The following is a 19,564-nucleotide window of genomic DNA, read 5'->3' as shown; positions in this document are numbered from 1 at the left end:
GGAAACGACATGCTCAAGAAATGTATTGATCAGGTGAACGCGGCAGCAGGCCGCACGCTCAGCCAGGCGGAAATCGCCGCCATCGATGACCGGCTAACTGGCACCGCCCAGGCGATGGCCCGGCAAGACCGCGCGGCGTGGCTGGCCCTGACGCCCGCTCAGCGCACCCTGGCCGCCGCTGAGCGCGCCATGCAGGACGCCAAGGCCGAAGCACGATTGAAGCTCCAGCGCCAGCAGCTCCAACTGGTCAAGCGGGCCGACGTGGACAGCGAGATTGCCGGTATCCAGGACCTGTTCAATGACAACCGGTCGCGTGCGCTGGTCCGCCACATGGAGCAGACGGATTCCTACATCAAGGGCGTCAAGGACCAGTATTGGTCCCAGCTTCGCAGCCTGTTCGACGCGGCCACGTCCACTAACGGGGTGTCGGCCGGGCGCCGTGCGCTGCAATTCCTGTTCGACGTCGAAAACCCGCAGATGACGCGCGACCTAGCTACCGAAGTCTTCGCTCGTGGCGAAGGACGGACGGGCAACAAGCTGGCGGTGGAAGCGGCCAAGGCCTGGGATACGACCATCGAGACGATGCGCCAGCGCTTCAACAATGCCGGTGGCGACATTGGCCGGCTGGAATACGGGTATGTCCCGCAGGCCAGCGACCAAGGGCGCGTGCTGGCCGCTGGGCAGGATGCATGGGTGCAGAAGACCATGCCGAAGCTGGACCGCAGCCGGTACGTGCGCCCGGACGGGCGCCAGATGGACGATGCGGAAATGACGGCCTTCCTGCGCGCCACCTGGGAAACGTTGTCGTCTGGCGGCCTGAACAAGTTGGAGCCGGGCGGCTTTCGCGGTACCGGGTCGCGCGCCAATCGCGGCAGCCAAGCCCGACAACTTCACTGGAAAGACGGCCAGGCCTACGTCGAATATATGGGCGAGTTCGGGCAGGGCAGCATGTACGACGCCATGAACAGCCATATCTCCGGCCTGGCGCGTGACATTGCGCTGGTCGAGCGCTACGGCCCCAACCCCGCCCACCAGTTCCGCGTCCAGGCTGATATCGCCGAGAAGCAGGACGGGGGCATCAAGCGGTCATTCATCAACCAGCCCGAGGCCTATTTCGACGTCCTGACCGGAAACGCCGGCGCGGTGCAGAACCCCAGCCTTGCGCGCGTCGCGGCGGACGTCCGTAACCTGAACGTCGCTTCTAAGCTGGGCCGTGCCGTCTGGGCGTCCATCTCGGATATCCCGACCTACATGGTGACGTCGGGCTACAACAAGCTGCCCTACTGGCAGGCGCTGAAGAACATCGGCGCTCAGGCAAGCGGCGAAACGCGCGAGTTTCTGACCGCGCATGGCCTGATTGCTGAATCCCTGGTGTCGGACCTGAACCGGTTTTCCGGCGACCACATTCGCAACAACTGGTCGGGCAAGGTTGCCAACAGCGTGATGAAGCTGTCCTTGATGAACGCCTGGACGGACAGCATGCGCCGCGCATTCCAGATGACCATGATGGGCGGCCTGGGCAAGATGGCCGGCAAAGAGTGGGGCGCACTGACCGAGTGGGACCGCTCGCACATGGCGCGCAAGGGCATCACTGAGGACGATTGGGCGGTGATCAGCCAGGTGCAGCCCACCGAGTACCGCGGGCAAAAGTACCTGACGCCCGAATCCATCATGGCGACCGGCGCCGACAATGCGCCGCAACTGGTGTCCAAGGTGCTGGGCCTGATCCGCGACGAGTCGGAATATGCGGTGATCAATCCCGATCTTGCCACGCGCGCGGCGCAGACGTGGGGCGGTCAACAGGCGGGCACCATTGGCGGTGAGCTCGCGCGCTCCGTCATGCAGTTCAAAAGCTTCCCGATGGCCATGATTTCCCGACACTACCGCCGCATGATCGACGCGCCGCGCGGTCTACACGGCGCGCCGGCGGCGGCCAACCGGCTGGCCTACGGCACCGCCATCATGCTGGGCACCACCATCGCGGGCGGCATCGCCTTCCAAATCAAGGAAATGCTCTCTGGCCGCGACCCCGTGGCATTGAACAGCGGCCGGTTCTGGTCTGAAGCGCTGTTGCAGGGTGGCGGCCTGTCCATCGTGGGCGACATGCTTTTCCAGGATCCCCGCGAGACGCCCGGGGGCTTCGCCGCATCCGTGGGCGGCACTGTGCTGGGGCCGTCTGCCGGAACCATGTTCGACGTCGTGGGCCTGGGCGTCGAGAACGCATGGCGCGCGGCCAGCGGCGATGATCTGAACCTGGGCGCCGGCGCGGCGCGCACGGTACGCGGCACGCTGCCGTATCAGAACCTGTGGTGGTTGTCGGGCGCCATCGATCACACCTTTTTCCACGCCTTGCAAGAAAACCTCAGTCCGGGATACTTGAGCCGAGTAGAGCGCCGCGCGTCGCGCCAGCACGACCAGGACTATTGGTGGCAGCTTGGGCCAGGCCTGCCGGAGCGCGGCCCCGACCTTTCCCGTGCCTGGAGCCGCTGATGCGCCAAGACCAATTCGAACGCCTGACCGAATACGCCGAGAAGCTTATTGACGTGCTGGTGCAGGAAATGAACCCGGACAACTGGCCGGGCCACGGGGTCGACCCGAACAAGATGGATGCCCAGACGCGGGGTGATCGGTTCTGGGCAAAGAAGAATCCGATTGCCACCGTCACTCTGGCCATGAAGCTGAACAGCCTTATCGACCTGACGCGGCGCCAGACGGCTGATCCCCTGGGCGGGGCGGTCGCGGTGGACGACCATGCCGAGCCGGATGACGGCATGGAAGGCGAGGTGAAACGTGCCGAGAAGGAGGCCGCCAAGTTCCTGGAGAAGGTCCAGAAGGCGGCCGGCGCCACGCGATGAAACGCAAGATATCGTTCCTGGCCTTCTTCCTGATGTGGGCGAAGGTCCAGGGCTGGACCGTGCCGGCCCTGCACGTCCGAATCTGCCATTGGCTGGGGACCTGCGACGATCCGGTGCGCGTGCTTCAGGTGTTCCGGGGCGCGGCCAAGTCCACCATCTACGCCGTCTACAAGGCGTGGCAGCTTTATTGCGACGGCACATGGGTGTCGCTGATCTGGGCGGCCGACGGGCCACTGGCCAAGAAGCTGACGCGCGACACCATCAACGTGCTGCGCCGGCATCCGCTGTGCGGTGGCATGCTGCCCACCAAACCCGGATCGCAGATGTTCTGGGTGTCTGGTGCCAACGACCCGCGTAACGCCAGCATGACCGCCGTGGGCGTCAACCAGAACGTCACCAGCGCCCGGGCGCGCGACATCGATTACGACGACGTCGAGGTGCCGAAGAACATCAAGACGGCCGACGCCCGGGAGAACCTGCGCGCCAAGATCCAGGAAGCCACCTTCATCCTGGTGCCCGGCGGCCAGGAAACCTACATCGGCACGCCGCACACGCACGACTCCATCTACCCGGAAATGATCGCGGCCGGCGCGGCGTCGTTGACCATCCCGCTGCTGGAAGACCAGATTCGGTACGAGGACACCACGAAGCGCACGCGCTACCCGGTTCCATTCAAGCCGGCCGCAGATGGGCTGTATGTGATGCTGGGCATCTACAAGCATGCCCGGCTGCTGGTGGAAGGGCGCGACTATCGATACGAGCGCGGCGAGGTGGTATTCGCCAAGCCGCCGGGCGGCGCCGTGCTGGATATCTACGCGCGCTGCGCCTGGCCCGAACGCTTCACGCGGGCGGAAATCGAGATCCGCCGCAAGAAAACTCGGACGCTGAACTACTGGGACTCCCAGTACCAGCTACAGGCCAAGCCCATCAAGGAGTCCAGATTGGATCCGGAAAAGATAAAGCCCTATTCAGTGCATCCGCGCGTCGAGCTCGCCAACCGCGCCGTGCGCATGATGCTGGGCAACGTTCAGATCGTCAGCGCTCGCGCGTATTGGGACTGCGCCTTGGGCAAGATTCGTGGCGACGTGTCGGCTTTTTCCCTGGTGCTGGATGATGCGGCGGGCAACACGTACTGGCACGTCGCCGAAGCCATGATGGGCGAGTTCGCCGAATTCTCGGACGCACGCAACGCCAAGATCATCGGCGGCCAAGTGATGCAGGCATGCCGCCTGATCGAGCGTTTCAACATCCCCAACGTCTATGTGGAGACAAACGGCAACGGCGCCTTCGTCCCGCAACTGCTGCGTCAGGCTCTCAAGCAGGAAGGCCTGCGGTGCGGTGTCACGGACGTGCAGGTCAGCGGCGGCAAGAACCTGCGGATCCTGGATGGATTGGAGCCGGCCATTAAATCCGGCGTTCTGTGGGCGCACACCGATGTGCTGGACGGCCCGATGTGGGACCAAATGAAGGACTGGAACCCCGAAGTGAAGGAGCAGCCCGACGACTACCTGGACAGCGGCGCCGGCGCGATCCTACAAGCACCCGTCCGCATCGGCCGGATGGTCAGGGAAAAAGCCGAGATTTCGGCAGGCCATGGGCGGGAAGATTGGCGCCCAACAGGGGGTGTTCACGAGGTCACCCTCGAAACCTAGCCGCCGGCGGGCCCGGCGCAAGAGCCGGAGCCGCCACCGTGACCGTCCCCCAGCAGCCAACGCGTACCACCCATGTTGGCAATGGCGTAACCACCGTCTTTGCCTACGATTTTCTATGTCTCGCCAAGCGCGATCTTGAGGTGATCGTCGCCGGCGCCGTGGTCGATCCTTCCGTCTACACCGTCTCCAATATCGGGCAGGGTAGCGGCGGTGACGTTACCTTCAACACCGCGCCTGCCGACCAAGCCCAGATCGTCATCCAGTTGGCCATGGTCCTGGATCGGGAAACCGACTACCAGACCAACGGCGACCTTTTCGCCAAGACCGTCAATTTCGACTTTGACCGGCTCTGGCTTGCTATCCAACAGGCGTTTGGGTTCCTGAATAGAGTGCCGCGCCTCGGGGATTCGGACGTAGATGGCGTTGGCGCGTACCGTGCTAAGGGCAATCGAATTCAGGATCTTGGCGACCCGATCAACGATCAAGATGCCGTCAACCTGCGAACGATGTGGGCCTTCGTGAGCGATTACGTGGACCGCGCGATAGCTGGTGTTGTGGGTGGCTACGGCTTTTTTATGCAGGCCGGTATCGGCGCCATCGCGCGCACCTTTCAGGAGAAAGAGCGCGAAGTTGTCAGCGTGCGCGACTATACCGGCGCCGACCCCTCCGGCGCGGCAGACAGCGCAGCCGCCGTAGACGCGGCGCTGGCCACCACACGGACGCCGTACTTCCCCGATGGCGTCTTCCGCTACACCGGCGACGTGGATGCGCTATTCGACCGCCAGCCGTTTGGCCCCGGCGTTGTTCGCTTTGACGGATACGACTACCCGGTGGCCCGCGAGCGAAAAGACAATGCGCTTTGGGCCGGCGACTTCGCCGCGTGGCCGATGGGGCACGCGCTGAACACAGTGCCTGAACAGCGCGCGCACATTCCGGCAGGGATGACGCACGCACGTATCGGCCTGGCCACCGGCACGACGATTTCCCACGTGCAGGGCATGCGATCCGAGAACGCGCTACAGATTCAGCGAATTGTTGGCAACGCCAGCACGGCCAGCCACGTGGCAGTCATGAATATGACGCGCGAAGAAACCAAGGCAGTAGCGGGCAAGCGCTGCGTGTTGGAACTCAACGGGCTGCGCAGCCCGAACTACACCGGCGCCGCGGTCACCGTACGGCTGCAAACGTCCATCGAACCTGAGCAGCCGATCTTGAAGGATGACGGCACCTACACGAGTGGCCATGTCACGCTGGCCACGAAGGATATTGTTCTTTCCCCCGAATCGCGCCCCGCCAGCGCGCCGTTCTTTCTGGCGGCGGATATCCCGGCCGACACGATCCAGGTTTCGGTGGCGCTTGTCGTCCCGTTCACTGGCGTAGCACCGGCCGACGACTATGTGCTGTTCGAATCGGTCCGGCTGTACCCAGGCAACGCGCCCCACTGGATCGAGCCCGCGCAGTTCGCGCAGCAAGAGGTACGTGCAGCCACGCGCTACCAGACCAGCTTTCCCTACGGCGCGCCGCGCAGCTCGAACACGGAGCAGGGCGCGGTATCGGACGTCTTGCGAAACACGAACGTTAACTGGGCCATCGCGATCCCGATCAAGTTCAGCCCTGCCATGGTGATCCCCCCGCAGTTCATGTTCCAGTCGCCCACGAGCGGCACGGAATCGCGTCTTTTGAACAAGGACACGGGGCTAAACGTCAACGGCCTGGCCGTCGATATCAGCGAGCGCGGCGCCGTCATCACCAACAACGCGGTTCTCACCGCAGGCCACCGGCTGCTGTGCCAGTGGACCGCCCAGATCATTTTCTAAGGAGGCGGTGATGCCCGTCGTTATTGGCTTCAAGGATCGGTACGAATTCCGGGGCACCGATCTGGAAAATAACCCCTGCCTGTTCCCGCGCGACATGCGCAACTTCGTGTGCGCGCAGGCCTTCGACTTCAGCACCAAGGTTATCGCCGAGGACCCCGCCAAATACCTCGCGTTCCCCCAAGCGATGATGCTGTCTGGCTCCATCGTCGGCATTTACAGCGATGGCAACTCGCACGCCGCGTCCGATCGGCAGATCATGTTCCGGTCGGATGACCTGGGGAAAACCTACCGGTTTGCCACGTTCTTCGAGAACAGCACGGGCGTATACGATTTTTCGCTGCTGCTGGACCTGATCCCGCCTGGCGGTTCCCAGGTGTTCAAGGTCTGGACCGTGCGCAACATCGCTGGGGTGTTCTCGGCGGTGGTCAACAGCACGGTGGCCTATGGCGGCCTGAACTATGCACAGTGGTCCCCGGTGCGCGCAGGTGCCGACGGCCTTTTCTACCGTACCGGCTACGCGCCCACGGGTGGCAACATCCAATCTGCGGTGTTCGTGTCCAGCGACAAAGTGACGTGGACCGGCAAGTCGATCAGCTTCGCGGGGTCAGGCTTACTGTTGAGCGAGTCCGATATCGTGGAAACGTCGTCGGGGAATTGGCTCTCGGTTTGCCGCGAAGACTCCGGCGCCGGCAACCCCCTGTACCGCGCGATCAGCACGGACAACATGGCGACCTGGTCAGCGGCCACTGCATTCACCACTACCAACATCAACGGCCGGCAACCGAACCTCACTAAGCTCTCTGACGGCTCCATCATCCTCGCAACCGGCGACCGTAGCGGCAGTTCGGGCTATGGCGGCTCAGCGGGCGACCAGGTAACCGGCTTCGATACCACGGGCATCACCGTGTTCCGGACGACGGACCCCACGGGCGCCGAAGCGAACTGGAGCTATCGCACGCGCGTCGCGCCCATCTATTCGACTGATGGCAGCCAGCCGGCGACGGTCGAAATCAGCCCGGGCCGTATCAATGTCATCCACTACGCGCGGCGCGCCACCCGGCAGACGCCGGGCATTGGCAGTTCGCTGCTGAACGTGGCGAACCTGTGAGGACCGCAGTGGCCTGCCTTTTCGTCTATAGGGGACGCGATTGAACATCCAAGACTTCGACGCCCTCGCGGCAAAATTCGCCGGCGTGCTTGGTGCGGCGGTATCCATGCGCTACCTGCAAGGGTCGTGGATGGCGAGGATAAGCATGGCCGCCAGCGGGTCGCTGGGCGCTTACTACGCCGCGCCTTACCTGTCCGAGGTGCTGGGAATTCCCGAGGGCCTGATGGGCTTCTTGGTCGGCATGTTCGGCATGGCCATCGTCTCGCGCGCGTGGGAGGCAGTCCAGGCAGTGCCCATACCCGCGCTGTGGCAAGCCGTCATCGACCGCGTTCGCGGAAAGGGGGCATGACCATGGACAGCACCATTTATCTCACGCTATGGGCCGTCCTGACGTTTGTCTGCTGGCTTGTGGTCGCAGGCGGCGCCGTGCTGGCAGTTTTCTCGAAGGCCATCAAAGACACGACGCTGGAGCGTATTGGTCTGGCCGCCGTCTGCCTTACCGCCACCGGCGCAGCGTGTCGCGTGTTCGTGGCCGGCTGGGCCAGCGCTGGCGATGCTGCGCTCGCAGCCTCTGCCGCCTTCTATGTGGCCGCCGTGACGGCCAAGCACATCAGGACACCGAAGCCATGACCCTATCCGAGATCATCAGGACGGGTATTGACCCGGCGCTGGCGCTGCTGCCCGCCAGGATGGACACGCCGGCCGCGCGCGTGATGCTGCTGGCCATCGGGTTGCAGGAAAGCCGGTTCGAGCATCGCCGCCAACTGGTGGGCAAGCCGCCGCGCCCGACCGGCCCGGCCAAGAGCTTCTGGCAGGGAGAGCAGGGCGGCGGCATGGTACATGGCGTCCGCCTGCACACCGCTACCAGCGCGGCCGCCGCGGCTCTCTATCAAGCGCGCGGCGTTCCGGCCCGTGATGCGGCTATCTGGGATGCTATCGAGAACGACGATGTGCTGGCCGCTGGCCTGGCGCGCCTGCTTCTATGGAGCGATCCCGGCCGCCTGCCGGCTGTGGGTGACGCGGATGCCGCCTGGGCGCTGTACCTGCGCACTTGGCGCCCCGGCAAGCCCCATCCGGACACCTGGCCGGATCTTTACCGCCAAGCCGTCGCCGAGGTGGTGCCATGAACCCGCTGGCCAAACTGACGGGCGCATTGGTGGGCTGGAAGGGCTACGCCGCGGCCCTGGTTGTGGGCGCCATCGTCGCTGGCGGCGCGGCGTGGAAGGCGCAGAGCTGGCGTTATGGCGCCGAGATATCCGCAATGAAGGCCGATCAGTCGGCCGTCGTCGCCGAGTCACAGCGCCAGGCGCGCGAGATTCTTGAGCGGCGCGTGGCCGAAGTCGGCCAGATCAACGAACGGAATGCCAAGGCCGAATGGGCCGCTTATGGAGGGATGCGGAATGCGCAAGTTCAGGACGACGGCCTGCGGGCTGATGTTGATGCTGGGCGCCAGCGGCTGCACGTCGCTGCCACCTGCCCCGCCGCCGGCAGTGGAGTGCCCAAAGCCGGAGCCGGCGCCCGCGTGGGTGATGGAACCCGCGCCGAACTTAATCCCGCTGCTCGATCGGATTATTTCGCCCTCCGGGCTGGAATCCGGCGAGTGACGGCGCAGCTTGAGGCGTGTCAGGCGCGCTTACCTTAGACCTTCTCCGCCCGCTTGACCGCCCAGAACCAGTGGCTGTGCTTGGCGCGCTTGGCCTTCTGCTTTCGGAAGGTAACGCGCACGGTGCCCAAGTGGCCGGCCTCTATCACCACGTCGTAATCCCGATCCTCGGCGGTGGCCGCCGGCGGCAGCGTCTGGGATGCCTGGGCGATGAATGGGCCCGGCACCTGGGCCAGAATTCCGTTTTCGGTCATGGTGTTCCTGTCAGGAGGCGGCGCGCAGTTGTACCACTTTCCCGCGCCCCGGCTGCACGCGCACGGGACCCCATCCGTTCGGATCGCCCAGCAGTTTGGTCAGGTGGGTGCCGAGCGTGTCGAACGCTTCCCGGCGCTGCGGCAGCATCTTCTGGCGCTGGTAGACCTTTACCAGTTTCGTCTGCTCCGCGTGGTTCAAGCACTTTTCCACCACGTTTTCCGCGATGCCCAGCTCGCCCATCATGGTGGCGCCGGTGCGGCGCAGGTCGTGGGTGGTCCAGGCGCCGCCTGGCAGAGACAGCTCGCCGCGCACCGTAAGCCCTTGATGACCGCTGGAGCTCTCCTGGCGCATCGTGGCCTGGTGACTGAACGAACGGTAGGAGACGTGGCCAACGCCGCCTTTGCCTGGGATCAGGTAATCGCCGGGGCGTGGCTGCTGGCGCAGGACTGTCAGCCAATACATGGCGAAGTCTGATAGCTGGATGACATGTTCCCGGTTGGATTTATTCTTGGCGGCGGGAATCGTCCATTCGCACGCATCCCAGTCCACCTCACTTTCGCGGATTGCCGCAATCTCGCCGGCGCGCGCCATTGTAGATATGGCGATCCAGTAGGCAGCATGCGCCGTGATGGTCACACCGGTGGCGGCCAACAACTTGTCGCGCAGCATCTTGATTTCGTCGTTGTCCAGCACGCGTTCACGCACCACGTCCTTGCCGCCGACGGTGGCTTTCTTAATAAGCATGGCCGGGTTGGCTTCGATCCATTCCCGCTCGGCGGCATAGGCCAGCATCTGCTTAATGTCGATCAGGACGCAGTTCGCCTGCGGCCCGTGGCCACTGCGCACGATGGGCGCCAGCAGATCCAAGATTCGAGCCTTGGTCAACGAGCCGATGCGATCATTTCCGGCAGTCGCCAGCACATGCTTGCCCATGCGCGAACGGCAGGCATAAACCCCCTTGGCATTGCGCCGCTGAGAAAGCGAGTCGCGCACCCAAGTGTCGAATAGCTTCTGGACGGTATCGGGCCGTCCTTCCACCTTGGACCCTGGGTCAATTCCCTTCTGCAACTGCTGGCGCATCTGCGCGGCCTTTTGCCTGGCTTCCAACAACGACACGCTGGGATAGGGGCCCAGCGACTTCTTGGCTGGCTTGCCTGCGGCCGACGTGTAGCGGAATAGCCAAAGGCGGGAACCATCGGGGCGCACGCGCAGGTTTAGGCCCTCGCCATCGGTCAGCAGATATTCCTTGTCTCGGGGTTTGGCGGTGGCTACCTTGCGGTCGCTCAGGACGTTTTGTGCCATGCAGGGCTCCGGGGTACAGCTCAGGGTACAAGTCGGCGCGTGCTTGGTTGGGACGCGCTGGGGCGAGTTTGTACAAAATCCGTTTTATATCATGGGCTTGAAAATATGGTGTGTCCGGGGTGGCACTGGTTGGGCCTATCTTGATGCTACTTCCGTGAGTACGCCATGGGTTGGGGCACGGCCCAAGGAAAAAAGTCCCAGACGCCTGACGGCATCGATTACGTGGATGAACCGCCCGCAGATTTCTCCCAAGAGGATTTTTGGCGATGGGTGCAGCAGTCCACTGGGTGGGACATTTTCAGCGGCGCGACCAATCCCATGGCCAACTCCTATGCGATGGCTTCAGCGCAGCGTTGGCCCGCCGGTGGCTTGCCGTCTTATCTGGAAATACCCACTGAGCGTATGCGCGACCCGCTGCGTTTTGCCGTGCGCGTGGCCTGGTCAGGCGCACGGCTCAAGGCGACGGATGCGGATAGCGCACTGGCGCAACCTCGTGGTCGCTTTCGCTATGACGGCTTGGGCCAGTCGGGCGCCATCACCGTCGCCAGCGCCGCCGAAACGTACTTTCTGCGGCCGGAACCTAGAGCCGACAAAAAAAGTGAATTGCCGACATTGTTTCGACCCTATTGGCAGGCACGTCTATCCGCAATCACTCGCGACGAAGCGCTGCGAATCCGGGAGGCACGATGAGCTCGATGTCGACTCGCGCTGGCTTTCCGGCCGCCCAGCAAGGGCAGGCAATGGTTGAAGCGCTGCTGATGCTGCCGTTGATGGCGGCGCTAGTGTGGAGTGTCACCTGGATCGGAGGGTTGCAGTTTTCGGCGCAACAGTTGGCGCATGCCAGCCGCAAGGCGGCGATGGCCGGCGCGTTGGGCGAACCGGTGACGCCACGACATTCTTTCGCAGCCGCCGCGCAAACTCGGCGGGTACTCGGCCTTGCTGACATCGCAGCGCCAAACCTGTCCCGCTTGCAGCACGAGTGGTTTGGAGCCGGGCTCCATTTGCTTGCGGTGTACGCCCGGTCGGCGCCTTCAGGGCGAGACGGACCGCCGGCGCCTTTGATCACGCGTCATACGCACGTGGCGGTCGGCACGGGACACGCACACGGAGACGCCGATGCACGCCGACGCATCGCCAACGCGCCCACGGCATGGCGTCACGTCGAACAAACGTCTCTTGCCGAGGCGCGTCGGATGGCGCCGTACGTCCAGCGTATGGACCGCGCATGGGGCAGGGCGGCGATCCACACTGATTGGTTGTCGGCGTGGGACGACGTCGTCCCGCCGGGCCGATTGGGCCAACAAAAGGAACGATCCCGATGACCGCGACTACGAACACGACGCAGAGACAAAGAAGGCGCGCTGTCAGCGCCGGCCTTCGTTCGCTGACGGCCGGCGTGCTGCTTGGCTGTATGGCCGTATCTTCCGTCGCGTGGCCTTCCGGCCGTTCGGCGGTATCGCCTGGCGTTACGTTGAACCGACTACGTTTTCCCGAAGGAAGCCGGCATGACATGTTGGCGGATCGGATATGGCTGCATGGGCTTCCCGCCCAGGTGCTTGTGTTCGACTCGCCTGTAGCAGTGCCCGACCTGATCCGCGACTTGTCGACTCAGCAGCCGGCCTTGGTCGACTTGAATGTGCTTCCCGATCAAATCATTTTGTCTGGCTGGGTCGACGACATGCAATGGGTGGTGCAGCTGCAAGCTGCGGGCCCGAGCCGCACGGTCGGCACGGTTTCTACGCTGCGCATGAATTCCGTTCCAGGCATTGCGACCCCGGCCTGGCTGCCGCAGGGCGCAATACCGAGGCTGGATCTTGCGGTGCAGGAAAAGGGAGGCAAAGTGTCTGATCGCATCTGGCAACTGGCCTTGCCGCCCGCCCGGCTTGGGCCGTTGCTGCAAGGCGCGTTGCGCCGCGAAGGATGGGTATTTGAAACCGAAACCGAAAGTGGTGCAGAGCAGTCGTGGGCACAGGCTGGCGAGCGTCTGCAGATATCGTTGACTGCGTTGGACGGGGGCAGCGGGCTCCACGTCAGAAGGTGGACGCCATGAAGGCCGCACTGATGCACGGCGTTCTGCGGTTGCGGCGCGTTGGCGTTTATGGGTTGGCATTGGCGGCCGGGCTGGTGTCCGCGTGGGCCGTGCGCGAGCATGTGCAGCAGCGAGTGGAAGCGCTGGAAGCCGAAGCTCGGGCGCCTGTCGTCGAGCGCCTGGTGGCGGCGTATGACTTGGCGGCGGGGACGCAGCTTGAAGAAATCGACCTGGCCGTGCGAGAGATCCCGGTGAAGTGGGCGTCTGCCGCCAGTTTGGAGCCGCAGGCCGTGAACCATCTTCTTGGCGGCACGCTGGTCGTGGATGTCGCCCAGGGCGAACCCCTGCTGAAGTCGCAGGTGACGTTCACGGCGCCGGCGCCCGCGTTGGCCACCCGATTGCGATCGGGCCAACGGGCGCTGACCGTCAGCGCCGCGGACCTGGGCGGCTTGGCCGATAGCTTGCGCGCCGACGACCTGATCGACCTTTACGTGACCTTCGTCCATCACCAACGAGAGGTCACTGTGCCCTTGCTGCAAGGGATGCGAGTGCTGACAGTAGGCGCCGGGGCCGACGAAGACGGCATCGTCGGCTCGGCCGGCAGCATCACGCTTGCCGCCGATCCCGATCAAGCAATGAAGTTTGTTGCTGCCAGGCAGGCAGGCGCGCTAACCGCCATGCTGCGGCATCGCGACGATGTGGCCACCGTGGCTGATTCGACTCAAACGGACCTGGCGTCCCTTATCGGGCTTGACCCCGAGCCCAAGCGCGCGCCGGACGTGACCATTTTGTATGGAGATCGTATGGACAAGCAGTCGGTGATGTTCCCACCGGAAGCCGTCGACGCGCCGGACTATTCCGCGAGGCGGCCATGAGACAAGTCATGGTGATTTTGCGGACTCTCTGCGTGGCGGCTGTCACTGCGCTTCTGACTCCCAGCACAGCGGCCGCCCTGGCGAACTCGGAAGTGCTGGAGCTACAGGTCGGCGAAACCCGTGTTCTTTCCCACCCCGGTGTGAAGCGCGTGGCGATCGGCAACGGGCAGGTACTAAGCGCCATTGCCGCCGAGGGCCGCGACGTGGTGATCTTCGCGCGCGCGGAAGGAATGTCGTCGGTGCACGTCTGGACTGCCGCCGGCCGCGCGGCTGCGTACGAGCTGCGCGTGGTGCCTGCGGGGGCGCCGCGCTTGCGCGCGGAGGTCGACTCGCTGCTTTCTCGCATTCCCGGGGCGAGCAGCACGCACGTGGGCGGCCGTATCGTGATCGAAGGGGATGACTTGTCCGACGACGACCGAGCGCGCATTGCCGCCCTGGCTGAACGCTATCCCGCCATCCTGGATTTCACCGGACAGGTGGGATGGGACCGCATGGTGCTTCTTGATGTTCAGGTCGTGGAAATCCCCACCTCGCGGATGCGAGAGTTCGGTGTGCGCTGGGACGGTGTTTCGCAGGGGGGCTTGAATGCCGGCGTCGCCTGGGACGCCGGCTCCAGAGGACGCATGACGCGTCCGGGCGAACCAGTGATCGAGACGCCGGGGCCCATGTCGACCGCGGCCGGATACTTCGGGGTCAACGCCTTGCTGTCCGCGCGTATCGCCGCGCTGGCCCAGAGCGGCGAGGCCGTCATGTTGGCTCAGCCGCAATTGCTGGCGCGCAGCGGCGCCAGCGCCACTTTCCTGGCTGGTGGCGAGGTCCCCTACACATCGACGGACTCGCGTGGCAACCCTACCACCTTGTTCAAACCGTATGGGGTGTCCCTGAACATCACGCCGCGCATCGACCGCAACGGCGTGATCCGTTCATTGATTGAAGTCGAGGCAAGTTCCGTGGACAGCTCGATTAGCGTCGCAGGAGGACCGGCGTTGCGCACGCGGCGGGCGTCTACCGAATTCAATGTCAGGTCAGGCAACACGCTGGTTATTGGCGGCTTCTTGTCGCGCGAGCAGGGGCAAGAGTCCACCGGATTGCCGTGGCTGAAGAACATTCCCATTCTGGGGGCGCTGTTTTCGTCCCGACGATTCCAGCAGCGCGAAACGGAACTGGCCATATTCGTGACGCCAAAAATCGTGTCGCAAAGCGAGCCGGCCCTGATGGACCGCGTGCAGCGGGGGCGGGGCGTTATTGACGCCGCATTCCCGGAGCCGCCCCGCCTGGGAACGGCGGCTCCGGTCGCTAGCCAGGGATGGGATCCCTATTCCGGCGCGGGCTCCCAGTGGGCCGTGAATGATGAACCTGCGCAGCCGCCAGATCAGCCCTGAAGCCATGCTAGACATCGAAATGACCTATGAAGATGCCGGCGTTCGCCGCCTGGCCACCACCGCGCCGGTACTGATCGGGCGAGGTGCCCAGTGCGGCCTTCGTATCGTCAATTGGCGAGTGGGGCGGCAGCATGCCCGACTGCTGCGCGAGGACGGCCATATCGTCCTGGAGGATCTGGGTACGCTTGCCGGCACCATCGTCAATGGCGCTCGCGTCGTGCGGCATGCGCCGGTGCTGCCGGACGACGCCATCCTGATTGGACCGTGCCGCCTCAGGGTGCGCTTGGCAACCCCTGACGCAGCCGCGCTGCCGGATCCGTCCGCCAGTGCCTCGGCGCATTGCCACGCCCCGCCCGGCGGTGATGCAACCGCCCATTTGCCGCCGGCCGCCATCTCCCGGTTAACCCCGTCCCCGTCCCCATCCCCATCCCCATCGCCATTGCCATTGCCATTGCCATCGAGCCTGCCGGCGCCCACTCCATTGACCGCATCAAACGCATCAAACGCAGCGACCACGGCAACGCAACAGGAGCCAACGCCCCCACCTCGACTTCAACCTCAACTTCAGCCACAGCAGGTGCAGGCGCGCCGCCGCCTGCATGCGGCGCTGTTGGACGCGCTGGACCTGCGCAGGCGCGATGTGGCAGGCATGAGCGATGGCACGTTGCGCGCCGAGGCCGAGCGCCTGCTGACGCGGATCGTGGCGTCGGACACCGATCTGCCGCCGGACGCCGACAGGCAGGCCCTGTGCGCCGAGGTGCTGGACGAGGCTGTGGGCCTGGGTCCCCTGGAACCGCTGCTGGCCGCGCCCGATATCACCGAGATCATGGTCAACCGCTATGACGAAATCTATGTTGAACGCGCTGGGCGTCTATGGCGGCATCCGGCCGCGTTCACCAGCGAACAGTCGGTCCGTTGGGTGATCGAACGTATCGTCACGCCGCTGGGCCGCCGCATCGACGAAAGCTCACCGATGGTGGATGCACGCTTGCCGGATGGCTCGCGCGTGCACGCCATCATCCCGCCCGTCGCGATGAAGGGCGCAAGCCTGACCATCCGCAAGTTTCCGCAGCGTCGGCCTCAGATGGCGGATTTGATTGCGGCGGCGTCATTAAGCGGTCCCATGGCCCGCTTCCTTGCGCTATGCGTCAGGATGCGCAAGAACGTCGTCGTGTCCGGCGGAACGGGGTCCGGAAAAACGACATTGCTGAACATCCTGTCCGACGAAATCCCTGAAGGTGAGCGTGTCGTCACCATTGAAGACGCGGCCGAACTGCGGCTGAATCACGATCATCTGGTTGCGCTGGAAGCGCGTCCCGCCAACCAAGAGGGCAGGGGGCATATCGCGATTCGTGAATTGGTTCGCAACGCGCTGCGCATGCGGCCCGACAGAATCGTCGTAGGCGAATGCCGAGGGGCCGAGGCGTTCGACATGCTGACGGCCATGAACACCGGGCATGAGGGCTCTTTGACCACTTTGCACGCCAATTCCCCCCGGGATGCACTGGCGCGGCTTGAATCGATGATCTTGATGGCTGGCCTGGATTTGCCTCTGTCGGTGGTGCGCGAACAGATAGCCGCCAGTGTGGACGTGATTGTGCAGCAGGCAAGAATGGCAAACGGCCGGCGAGTGGTGACATCCATTGTTGAAGTCGCGGGCATGGAAAGCGGTCGCATACAGATCCAGCAGCTATTTCGGTTTGATCGTGCAGCCGGCTTCAGCGGGTGCGGAGCCTTGCCCGGCTTCATGCAGGATTGGGCCGACGAGGGTGTGTCGCTGGAACCGGCATGGTTCTCCGAGCCCGCCTCCATACCCGGGCCGGTGGATGCCCATGGCGTATGGGGGGCATCATGATCTGGTTGGCGGCTGGGGCGGCGATGTGCTGCGCAGCGATGCTGGCTTGGCATGCGCAGGCCTGGTTTGCGCCGGCGTTGCGCCGCTATCGGGCGCTTTATACACAGGACGCCGGCGTGCGCTTGAGCGAGGTCTTTCTGTTTATTGACCCGGCGCAGTTATGGGCCGCCGCCATGGCGTTTGCGGCAATGTCCGCGGCGCTGGTCTTTTCATTGACGGGCAGCGGCATTTTGGCTGCCTTGTTCGCGGGCGTGGCCTCCAGGGCTCCCCGCATGACGGTTGGCCTGTTGCGGCGAAGACGGGCACGACGTTTCGAACAGCAGTTGCCCATGGCTTTGTTGATGCTGGCGGCGGCACTGCGCGCGGGCGTCGCGTTGACGACGGCGTTGCGCCATGTCGTCGAGCAAAGCGGCGCGCCCCTGGCGCAGGAATTCGGGTTGATGCTGCGGGAACAGCGCCTGGGCGTGCCCTGGGACGTCGCGCTGGAAAACCTGCAAGCGCGGATGCCGGGGGATTCCACTGCATTGGTGGTGGCGGCAATGCGTATCGCTGCGCAAACTGGCGGGAACCTGGCAGAAGCATTGGACAGCATCGCGCAAACCCTGCGGGCTCGCCTGCAGCTACAGGCGAAATTGCTCGCCTTGACCTCTCAAGGGCGCTTGCAGGCGTGGATCGTCGGCGCGTTGCCCGTGCTGTTGCTGGCTGTGCTGGACCGCCTGGAGCCCGATGTGATGGCCGTGTTGTGGCACACGCCGATGGGTTGGGGCGTCCTCGCGATATTGACCGTGCTGGAAACGGCCGGGGTGCTGTTGATCCGGCGCATCGTCCGAATCGAACTCTGACAGGGGGGAACCATGTTGCTCACTTTGAGCATGATGATGGCCGCAGCGGCCGTGGGCTGGTTGACTTGGTCCGCATTGCGTCCGTTGCTGGGCGGCAACCGATTGGTATTGGCCGGGCTGCCATGGTGGTGGCGGGTGGCTTGGCCGTGGGTGTCGGCCGTGGCGCCCCTTGTGGGGCCGCTTTGTTCGTGGCGTCTGCGTGCCCGCCTGGCCCGTGCAGTCGAACTGGCCGGGCTGTCTGCCGAGGTTGGCTACGCGCACGTCGCGGCGTTGGGCGTCAGTGCGGCGTTGCTTGCAGGCGGTGTGTGCGCAGCCCTGACGACGGTCTTTGACGCCTTCTTTCAAAGCGGGTGGCTGTGGTCGATAGCCGCGGCCATGGTGGCCGGCGTGGCGCCACGCCTGTGGTTGCATGGGCTGAGCGAAGCGCGGCGCCGCAGCATTGAACGCGACTTGCCCTTTGTGTTCGACATGATGACGCTATGCGTGGAAGCGGGCCTTAGCGTGCAGGGGGCGCTGCAAGTTGCGGCGCAAAGTGGGCCGAAGGGCGCGCTGCGCGATGCCCTGTCAGAAGCACTGTCGGAAATGCGGGCGGGCGTGACGCGCACAGTGGCGATCAAAGCGTTGGCTGACCGCAGCAATAGCCCGATCGCCCGGACGTGGGCTGCGGCGCTGGCTCAAGCCGAGACGCTGGGCATCAGCCTCGGCCCCGTTCTGCGTGCGCAGGCGGCGCAGTGCCGTGGTGACCGGCATGTGCGGGCCGAACAGCAAGCGATGCAGGCGCCGGTAAAAATGCTGTTGCCCTTGATTGGCTGCATCTTCCCGTGCACCTTCATTGTGCTGGCCTTTCCGATCGCGGTTCAGCTGCTTCAGAGCATTCCATGAACCGGAACAGCCAAAGCCAAAGCCAAAACCAAAGCCCCTTGCCGGTGGCCCGGCTGCGATTCCTGCGCGTGCTTGACTGGAAAGGGCGGATGCGCGGACTGCTCGGGCGTCGACCGCCCGGCAGTCGGTCCGGTGTGATGCTGATGCCTTGTGCCGCTGTGCATACCTTTGGCATGCGCTACGCCATCGACGTGGCGTTTGTGTCGCGCGATTTAAGCGTGATAGCGGTGCGCCGGGCGCTGCCGCCATGCCGCATCGCCCTATGCCTGGGCGCTATTGCCGTTGTCGAGATGCGTGCTGGCGTTATTGATGCCAAACACGGAGGTATAGGCAGGATAGAAGCTGCAATACAACGCGCCGCCTGCGGCGATGTTGAACGGAATCTGCAACGTGCCGGCAAACTGCGGCGACAACCCCATGTAGACCAACAAGCCCGCGCACAGGTCGATGAAAAGAAACACCAAGGCCCACGTGGCGCCATACACCAGAAAGGGCCACTTATTACGCCAGCACGCGATGCCAGAGAAGAACAGGGCTTGCACCAGCCGCAGGCCGTGCCAGGCGACCAGAACGGGCGCATGCCAGAACAACGCGGCAATCACCACATAAATGATGGCGAAGATGGTCAGCGGCACGCGCATGGCCATCAGGATCGGGTCCAGGGAACGTTCGACCGATGCAATCCGATAAGCTTCCGCCATCGAATCCATGAACGGCATAAATGTCAGCAAACCGGCCGCCATGCTCAAACCGGCGTACAGCAGGCCCATGACGAAAAGTTTTCTGAACACGCCCGGTTGCTTCAGCGGCTTGCCCCACATCGACGGCAACATGACGCGGTCGGCTTCGACGTGCTTGCACGCGGACAACGTCATGAGGGTGATGATGGGCATGAACGCCACGACCAGGATGGGGCCGACGGGCGGTGTCGCGCTGGCGAAAACGACCAGCAGGCTGATGAACATGGCCCAGGTGAACATGGCCAGGGGTTGCTTGCGGAACAGGCGGAAGCCGTCTCGAACCCATTGCCAGCCGGATGTCGCGGGTAGGAATGCTGCTTGCATGGCTCTCTAAAGGAGGGATAGCTCTCAAAAAGGGACGCGCTAG

Annotated in this window: 20 protein-coding genes and 1 pseudogene; 18 read left to right on the top strand and 3 right to left on the bottom strand. The window is 64.2% G+C overall.

Features of this window, described 5'->3' with window-relative positions:
• The first annotated feature begins 9 nt into the window (after window positions 1–9).
• The 9 genes from YH64_RS09255 to YH64_RS30345 are packed head-to-tail and all read left to right on the top strand — an operon-like array spanning window position 10 to window position 9,074.
• Window positions 10–2,490, top strand: coding sequence for a hypothetical protein (locus YH64_RS09255; RefSeq protein WP_052945956.1), 2,481 nt, complete (start codon window positions 10–12; stop codon window positions 2,488–2,490).
• Complete coding sequence (locus YH64_RS09250) at window positions 2,490–2,855, top strand: hypothetical protein (protein ID WP_046803631.1); 366 nt, start codon at window positions 2,490–2,492, stop codon at window positions 2,853–2,855. The genes YH64_RS09255 and YH64_RS09250 overlap by 1 nt, the downstream gene beginning before the upstream one ends.
• Window positions 2,852–4,507 (top strand): phage terminase large subunit, encoded by a 1,656-nt coding sequence (gene terL / locus YH64_RS09245; protein WP_046803630.1) that lies wholly within the window; start codon window positions 2,852–2,854, stop codon window positions 4,505–4,507. Before YH64_RS09250 ends, terL begins: the two co-directional genes overlap by 4 nt.
• A 38-nt stretch (window positions 4,508–4,545) precedes the next feature.
• Window positions 4,546–6,324, top strand: coding sequence for a hypothetical protein (locus tag YH64_RS09240; protein ID WP_052945955.1), 1,779 nt, complete (start codon window positions 4,546–4,548; stop codon window positions 6,322–6,324).
• Window positions 6,325–6,334: 10 nt separating this feature from the next.
• On the top strand, window positions 6,335–7,432 hold the full coding sequence (locus tag YH64_RS09235) for a sialidase family protein (RefSeq protein ID WP_046803629.1): 1,098 nt from the start codon (window positions 6,335–6,337) through the stop codon (window positions 7,430–7,432).
• Between the two features lie 40 nt (window positions 7,433–7,472).
• Window positions 7,473–7,781, top strand: a complete 309-nt coding sequence (locus YH64_RS09230) for a hypothetical protein (protein ID WP_046803628.1) — start codon at window positions 7,473–7,475, stop codon at window positions 7,779–7,781.
• A complete protein-coding gene (locus tag YH64_RS09225; RefSeq protein WP_046803627.1) occupies window positions 7,778–8,062 on the top strand; it encodes a hypothetical protein in 285 nt (94 codons plus the stop codon). The genes YH64_RS09230 and YH64_RS09225 overlap by 4 nt, the downstream gene beginning before the upstream one ends.
• Window positions 8,059–8,559, top strand: coding sequence for a hypothetical protein (locus YH64_RS09220; RefSeq protein ID WP_046803626.1), 501 nt, complete (start codon window positions 8,059–8,061; stop codon window positions 8,557–8,559). Before YH64_RS09225 ends, YH64_RS09220 begins: the two co-directional genes overlap by 4 nt.
• On the top strand, window positions 8,556–9,074 hold the full coding sequence (locus YH64_RS30345) for a lysis system i-spanin subunit Rz (protein WP_052945954.1): 519 nt from the start codon (window positions 8,556–8,558) through the stop codon (window positions 9,072–9,074). The genes YH64_RS09220 and YH64_RS30345 overlap by 4 nt, the downstream gene beginning before the upstream one ends.
• Here YH64_RS30345 and YH64_RS09210 read toward each other — a convergent pair.
• Window positions 9,071–9,289, bottom strand: coding sequence for a hypothetical protein (locus YH64_RS09210; protein ID WP_052945953.1), 219 nt, complete (start codon window positions 9,287–9,289; stop codon window positions 9,071–9,073). The genes YH64_RS30345 and YH64_RS09210 overlap by 4 nt on opposite strands.
• A gap of 10 nt (window positions 9,290–9,299) precedes the next feature.
• Window positions 9,300–10,592 carry an integrase arm-type DNA-binding domain-containing protein gene (locus YH64_RS09205; protein WP_046803625.1) on the bottom strand — a complete coding sequence of 431 codons (1,293 nt, stop codon included), beginning with the start codon at window positions 10,590–10,592 and terminating at the stop codon, window positions 9,300–9,302.
• 165 nt (window positions 10,593–10,757) lie between these two features.
• On the opposite strand from YH64_RS09205, the gene YH64_RS09200 reads away from it, so the two are divergent.
• From YH64_RS09200 to YH64_RS30760, 9 genes and pseudogenes are all read left to right on the top strand, one after another.
• A complete protein-coding gene (locus tag YH64_RS09200; RefSeq protein ID WP_052945952.1) occupies window positions 10,758–11,282 on the top strand; it encodes a hypothetical protein in 525 nt (174 codons plus the stop codon).
• Window positions 11,279–11,914 (top strand): TadE/TadG family type IV pilus assembly protein, encoded by a 636-nt coding sequence (locus tag YH64_RS09195; protein WP_046803624.1) that lies wholly within the window; start codon window positions 11,279–11,281, stop codon window positions 11,912–11,914. Before YH64_RS09200 ends, YH64_RS09195 begins: the two co-directional genes overlap by 4 nt.
• Entirely contained in the window at window positions 11,911–12,642 is a 732-nt protein-coding gene (locus YH64_RS09190) for a hypothetical protein (protein WP_046803623.1), read from the top strand. Before YH64_RS09195 ends, YH64_RS09190 begins: the two co-directional genes overlap by 4 nt.
• Window positions 12,639–13,496 (top strand): Flp pilus assembly protein CpaB, encoded by an 858-nt coding sequence (cpaB, locus tag YH64_RS09185; RefSeq protein WP_046803622.1) that lies wholly within the window; start codon window positions 12,639–12,641, stop codon window positions 13,494–13,496. The genes YH64_RS09190 and cpaB overlap by 4 nt, the downstream gene beginning before the upstream one ends.
• An 8-nt stretch (window positions 13,497–13,504) precedes the next feature.
• Window positions 13,505–14,878 (top strand): type II and III secretion system protein family protein, encoded by a 1,374-nt coding sequence (locus tag YH64_RS09180; protein ID WP_255444243.1) that lies wholly within the window; start codon window positions 13,505–13,507, stop codon window positions 14,876–14,878.
• Window positions 14,844–16,733, top strand: a complete 1,890-nt coding sequence (locus YH64_RS09175; RefSeq protein ID WP_370512731.1) for an ATPase, T2SS/T4P/T4SS family — start codon at window positions 14,844–14,846, stop codon at window positions 16,731–16,733. The genes YH64_RS09180 and YH64_RS09175 overlap by 35 nt, the downstream gene beginning before the upstream one ends.
• Window positions 16,730–17,575, top strand: a complete 846-nt coding sequence (locus YH64_RS09170) for a type II secretion system F family protein (RefSeq protein WP_046803744.1) — start codon at window positions 16,730–16,732, stop codon at window positions 17,573–17,575. The genes YH64_RS09175 and YH64_RS09170 overlap by 4 nt, the downstream gene beginning before the upstream one ends.
• A 12-nt stretch (window positions 17,576–17,587) precedes the next feature.
• Window positions 17,588–18,457 carry a type II secretion system F family protein gene (locus YH64_RS09165; protein ID WP_046803620.1) on the top strand — a complete coding sequence of 290 codons (870 nt, stop codon included), beginning with the start codon at window positions 17,588–17,590 and terminating at the stop codon, window positions 18,455–18,457.
• Window positions 18,454–18,714: pseudogene (locus YH64_RS30760) on the top strand (DUF192 domain-containing protein); the annotation flags it as partial. The gene YH64_RS09165 and the pseudogene YH64_RS30760, both read left to right, overlap by 4 nt.
• A gap of 3 nt (window positions 18,715–18,717) precedes the next feature.
• On the opposite strand, the gene YH64_RS30495 reads toward YH64_RS30760, so the two are convergent.
• Window positions 18,718–19,521: a BPSS1780 family membrane protein gene (locus tag YH64_RS30495; protein ID WP_046803619.1), complete on the bottom strand. Its 804-nt coding sequence runs from the start codon at window positions 19,519–19,521 to the stop codon at window positions 18,718–18,720.
• Between the last annotated feature and the right edge of the window lie 43 nt (window positions 19,522–19,564).

This window comes from Achromobacter sp. LC458 (genome assembly GCF_001005835.2).
Classification (GTDB): Bacteria; Pseudomonadota; Gammaproteobacteria; order Burkholderiales; family Burkholderiaceae_B; genus Achromobacter; species Achromobacter spanius_B.
Note: the sequence above shows the minus strand (reverse complement) of the source record. Positions and strands in the feature narration are given on the sequence as shown.

Bases quoted from the DNA above. Each gene is read 5' to 3' on its own strand.
- YH64_RS09255 (WP_052945956.1), top strand. From the start codon at position 10: ATGCTCAAGAAATGTATTGATCAGGTGAACGCGGCAGCAGGCCGCACG.
- YH64_RS09250 (WP_046803631.1), top strand. From the start codon at position 2,490: ATGCGCCAAGACCAATTCGAACGCCTGACCGAATACGCCGAGAAGCTT.
- terL (WP_046803630.1), top strand. From the start codon at position 2,852: ATGAAACGCAAGATATCGTTCCTGGCCTTCTTCCTGATGTGGGCGAAG.
- YH64_RS09235 (WP_046803629.1), top strand. From the start codon at position 6,335: ATGCCCGTCGTTATTGGCTTCAAGGATCGGTACGAATTCCGGGGCACC.
- YH64_RS09225 (WP_046803627.1), top strand. From the start codon at position 7,778: ATGACCATGGACAGCACCATTTATCTCACGCTATGGGCCGTCCTGACG.
- YH64_RS09220 (WP_046803626.1), top strand. From the start codon at position 8,059: ATGACCCTATCCGAGATCATCAGGACGGGTATTGACCCGGCGCTGGCG.
- YH64_RS30345 (WP_052945954.1), top strand. From the start codon at position 8,556: ATGAACCCGCTGGCCAAACTGACGGGCGCATTGGTGGGCTGGAAGGGC.
- YH64_RS09210 (WP_052945953.1), bottom strand. From the start codon at position 9,289: ATGACCGAAAACGGAATTCTGGCCCAGGTGCCGGGCCCATTCATCGCC.
- YH64_RS09205 (WP_046803625.1), bottom strand. From the start codon at position 10,592: ATGGCACAAAACGTCCTGAGCGACCGCAAGGTAGCCACCGCCAAACCC.
- YH64_RS09200 (WP_052945952.1), top strand. From the start codon at position 10,758: ATGGGTTGGGGCACGGCCCAAGGAAAAAAGTCCCAGACGCCTGACGGC.
- YH64_RS09195 (WP_046803624.1), top strand. From the start codon at position 11,279: ATGAGCTCGATGTCGACTCGCGCTGGCTTTCCGGCCGCCCAGCAAGGG.
- YH64_RS09190 (WP_046803623.1), top strand. From the start codon at position 11,911: ATGACCGCGACTACGAACACGACGCAGAGACAAAGAAGGCGCGCTGTC.
- cpaB (WP_046803622.1), top strand. From the start codon at position 12,639: ATGAAGGCCGCACTGATGCACGGCGTTCTGCGGTTGCGGCGCGTTGGC.
- YH64_RS09180 (WP_255444243.1), top strand. From the start codon at position 13,505: ATGGTGATTTTGCGGACTCTCTGCGTGGCGGCTGTCACTGCGCTTCTG.
- YH64_RS09175 (WP_370512731.1), top strand. From the start codon at position 14,844: ATGATGAACCTGCGCAGCCGCCAGATCAGCCCTGAAGCCATGCTAGAC.
- YH64_RS09170 (WP_046803744.1), top strand. From the start codon at position 16,730: ATGATCTGGTTGGCGGCTGGGGCGGCGATGTGCTGCGCAGCGATGCTG.
- YH64_RS09165 (WP_046803620.1), top strand. From the start codon at position 17,588: ATGTTGCTCACTTTGAGCATGATGATGGCCGCAGCGGCCGTGGGCTGG.
- YH64_RS30495 (WP_046803619.1), bottom strand. From the start codon at position 19,521: ATGCAAGCAGCATTCCTACCCGCGACATCCGGCTGGCAATGGGTTCGA.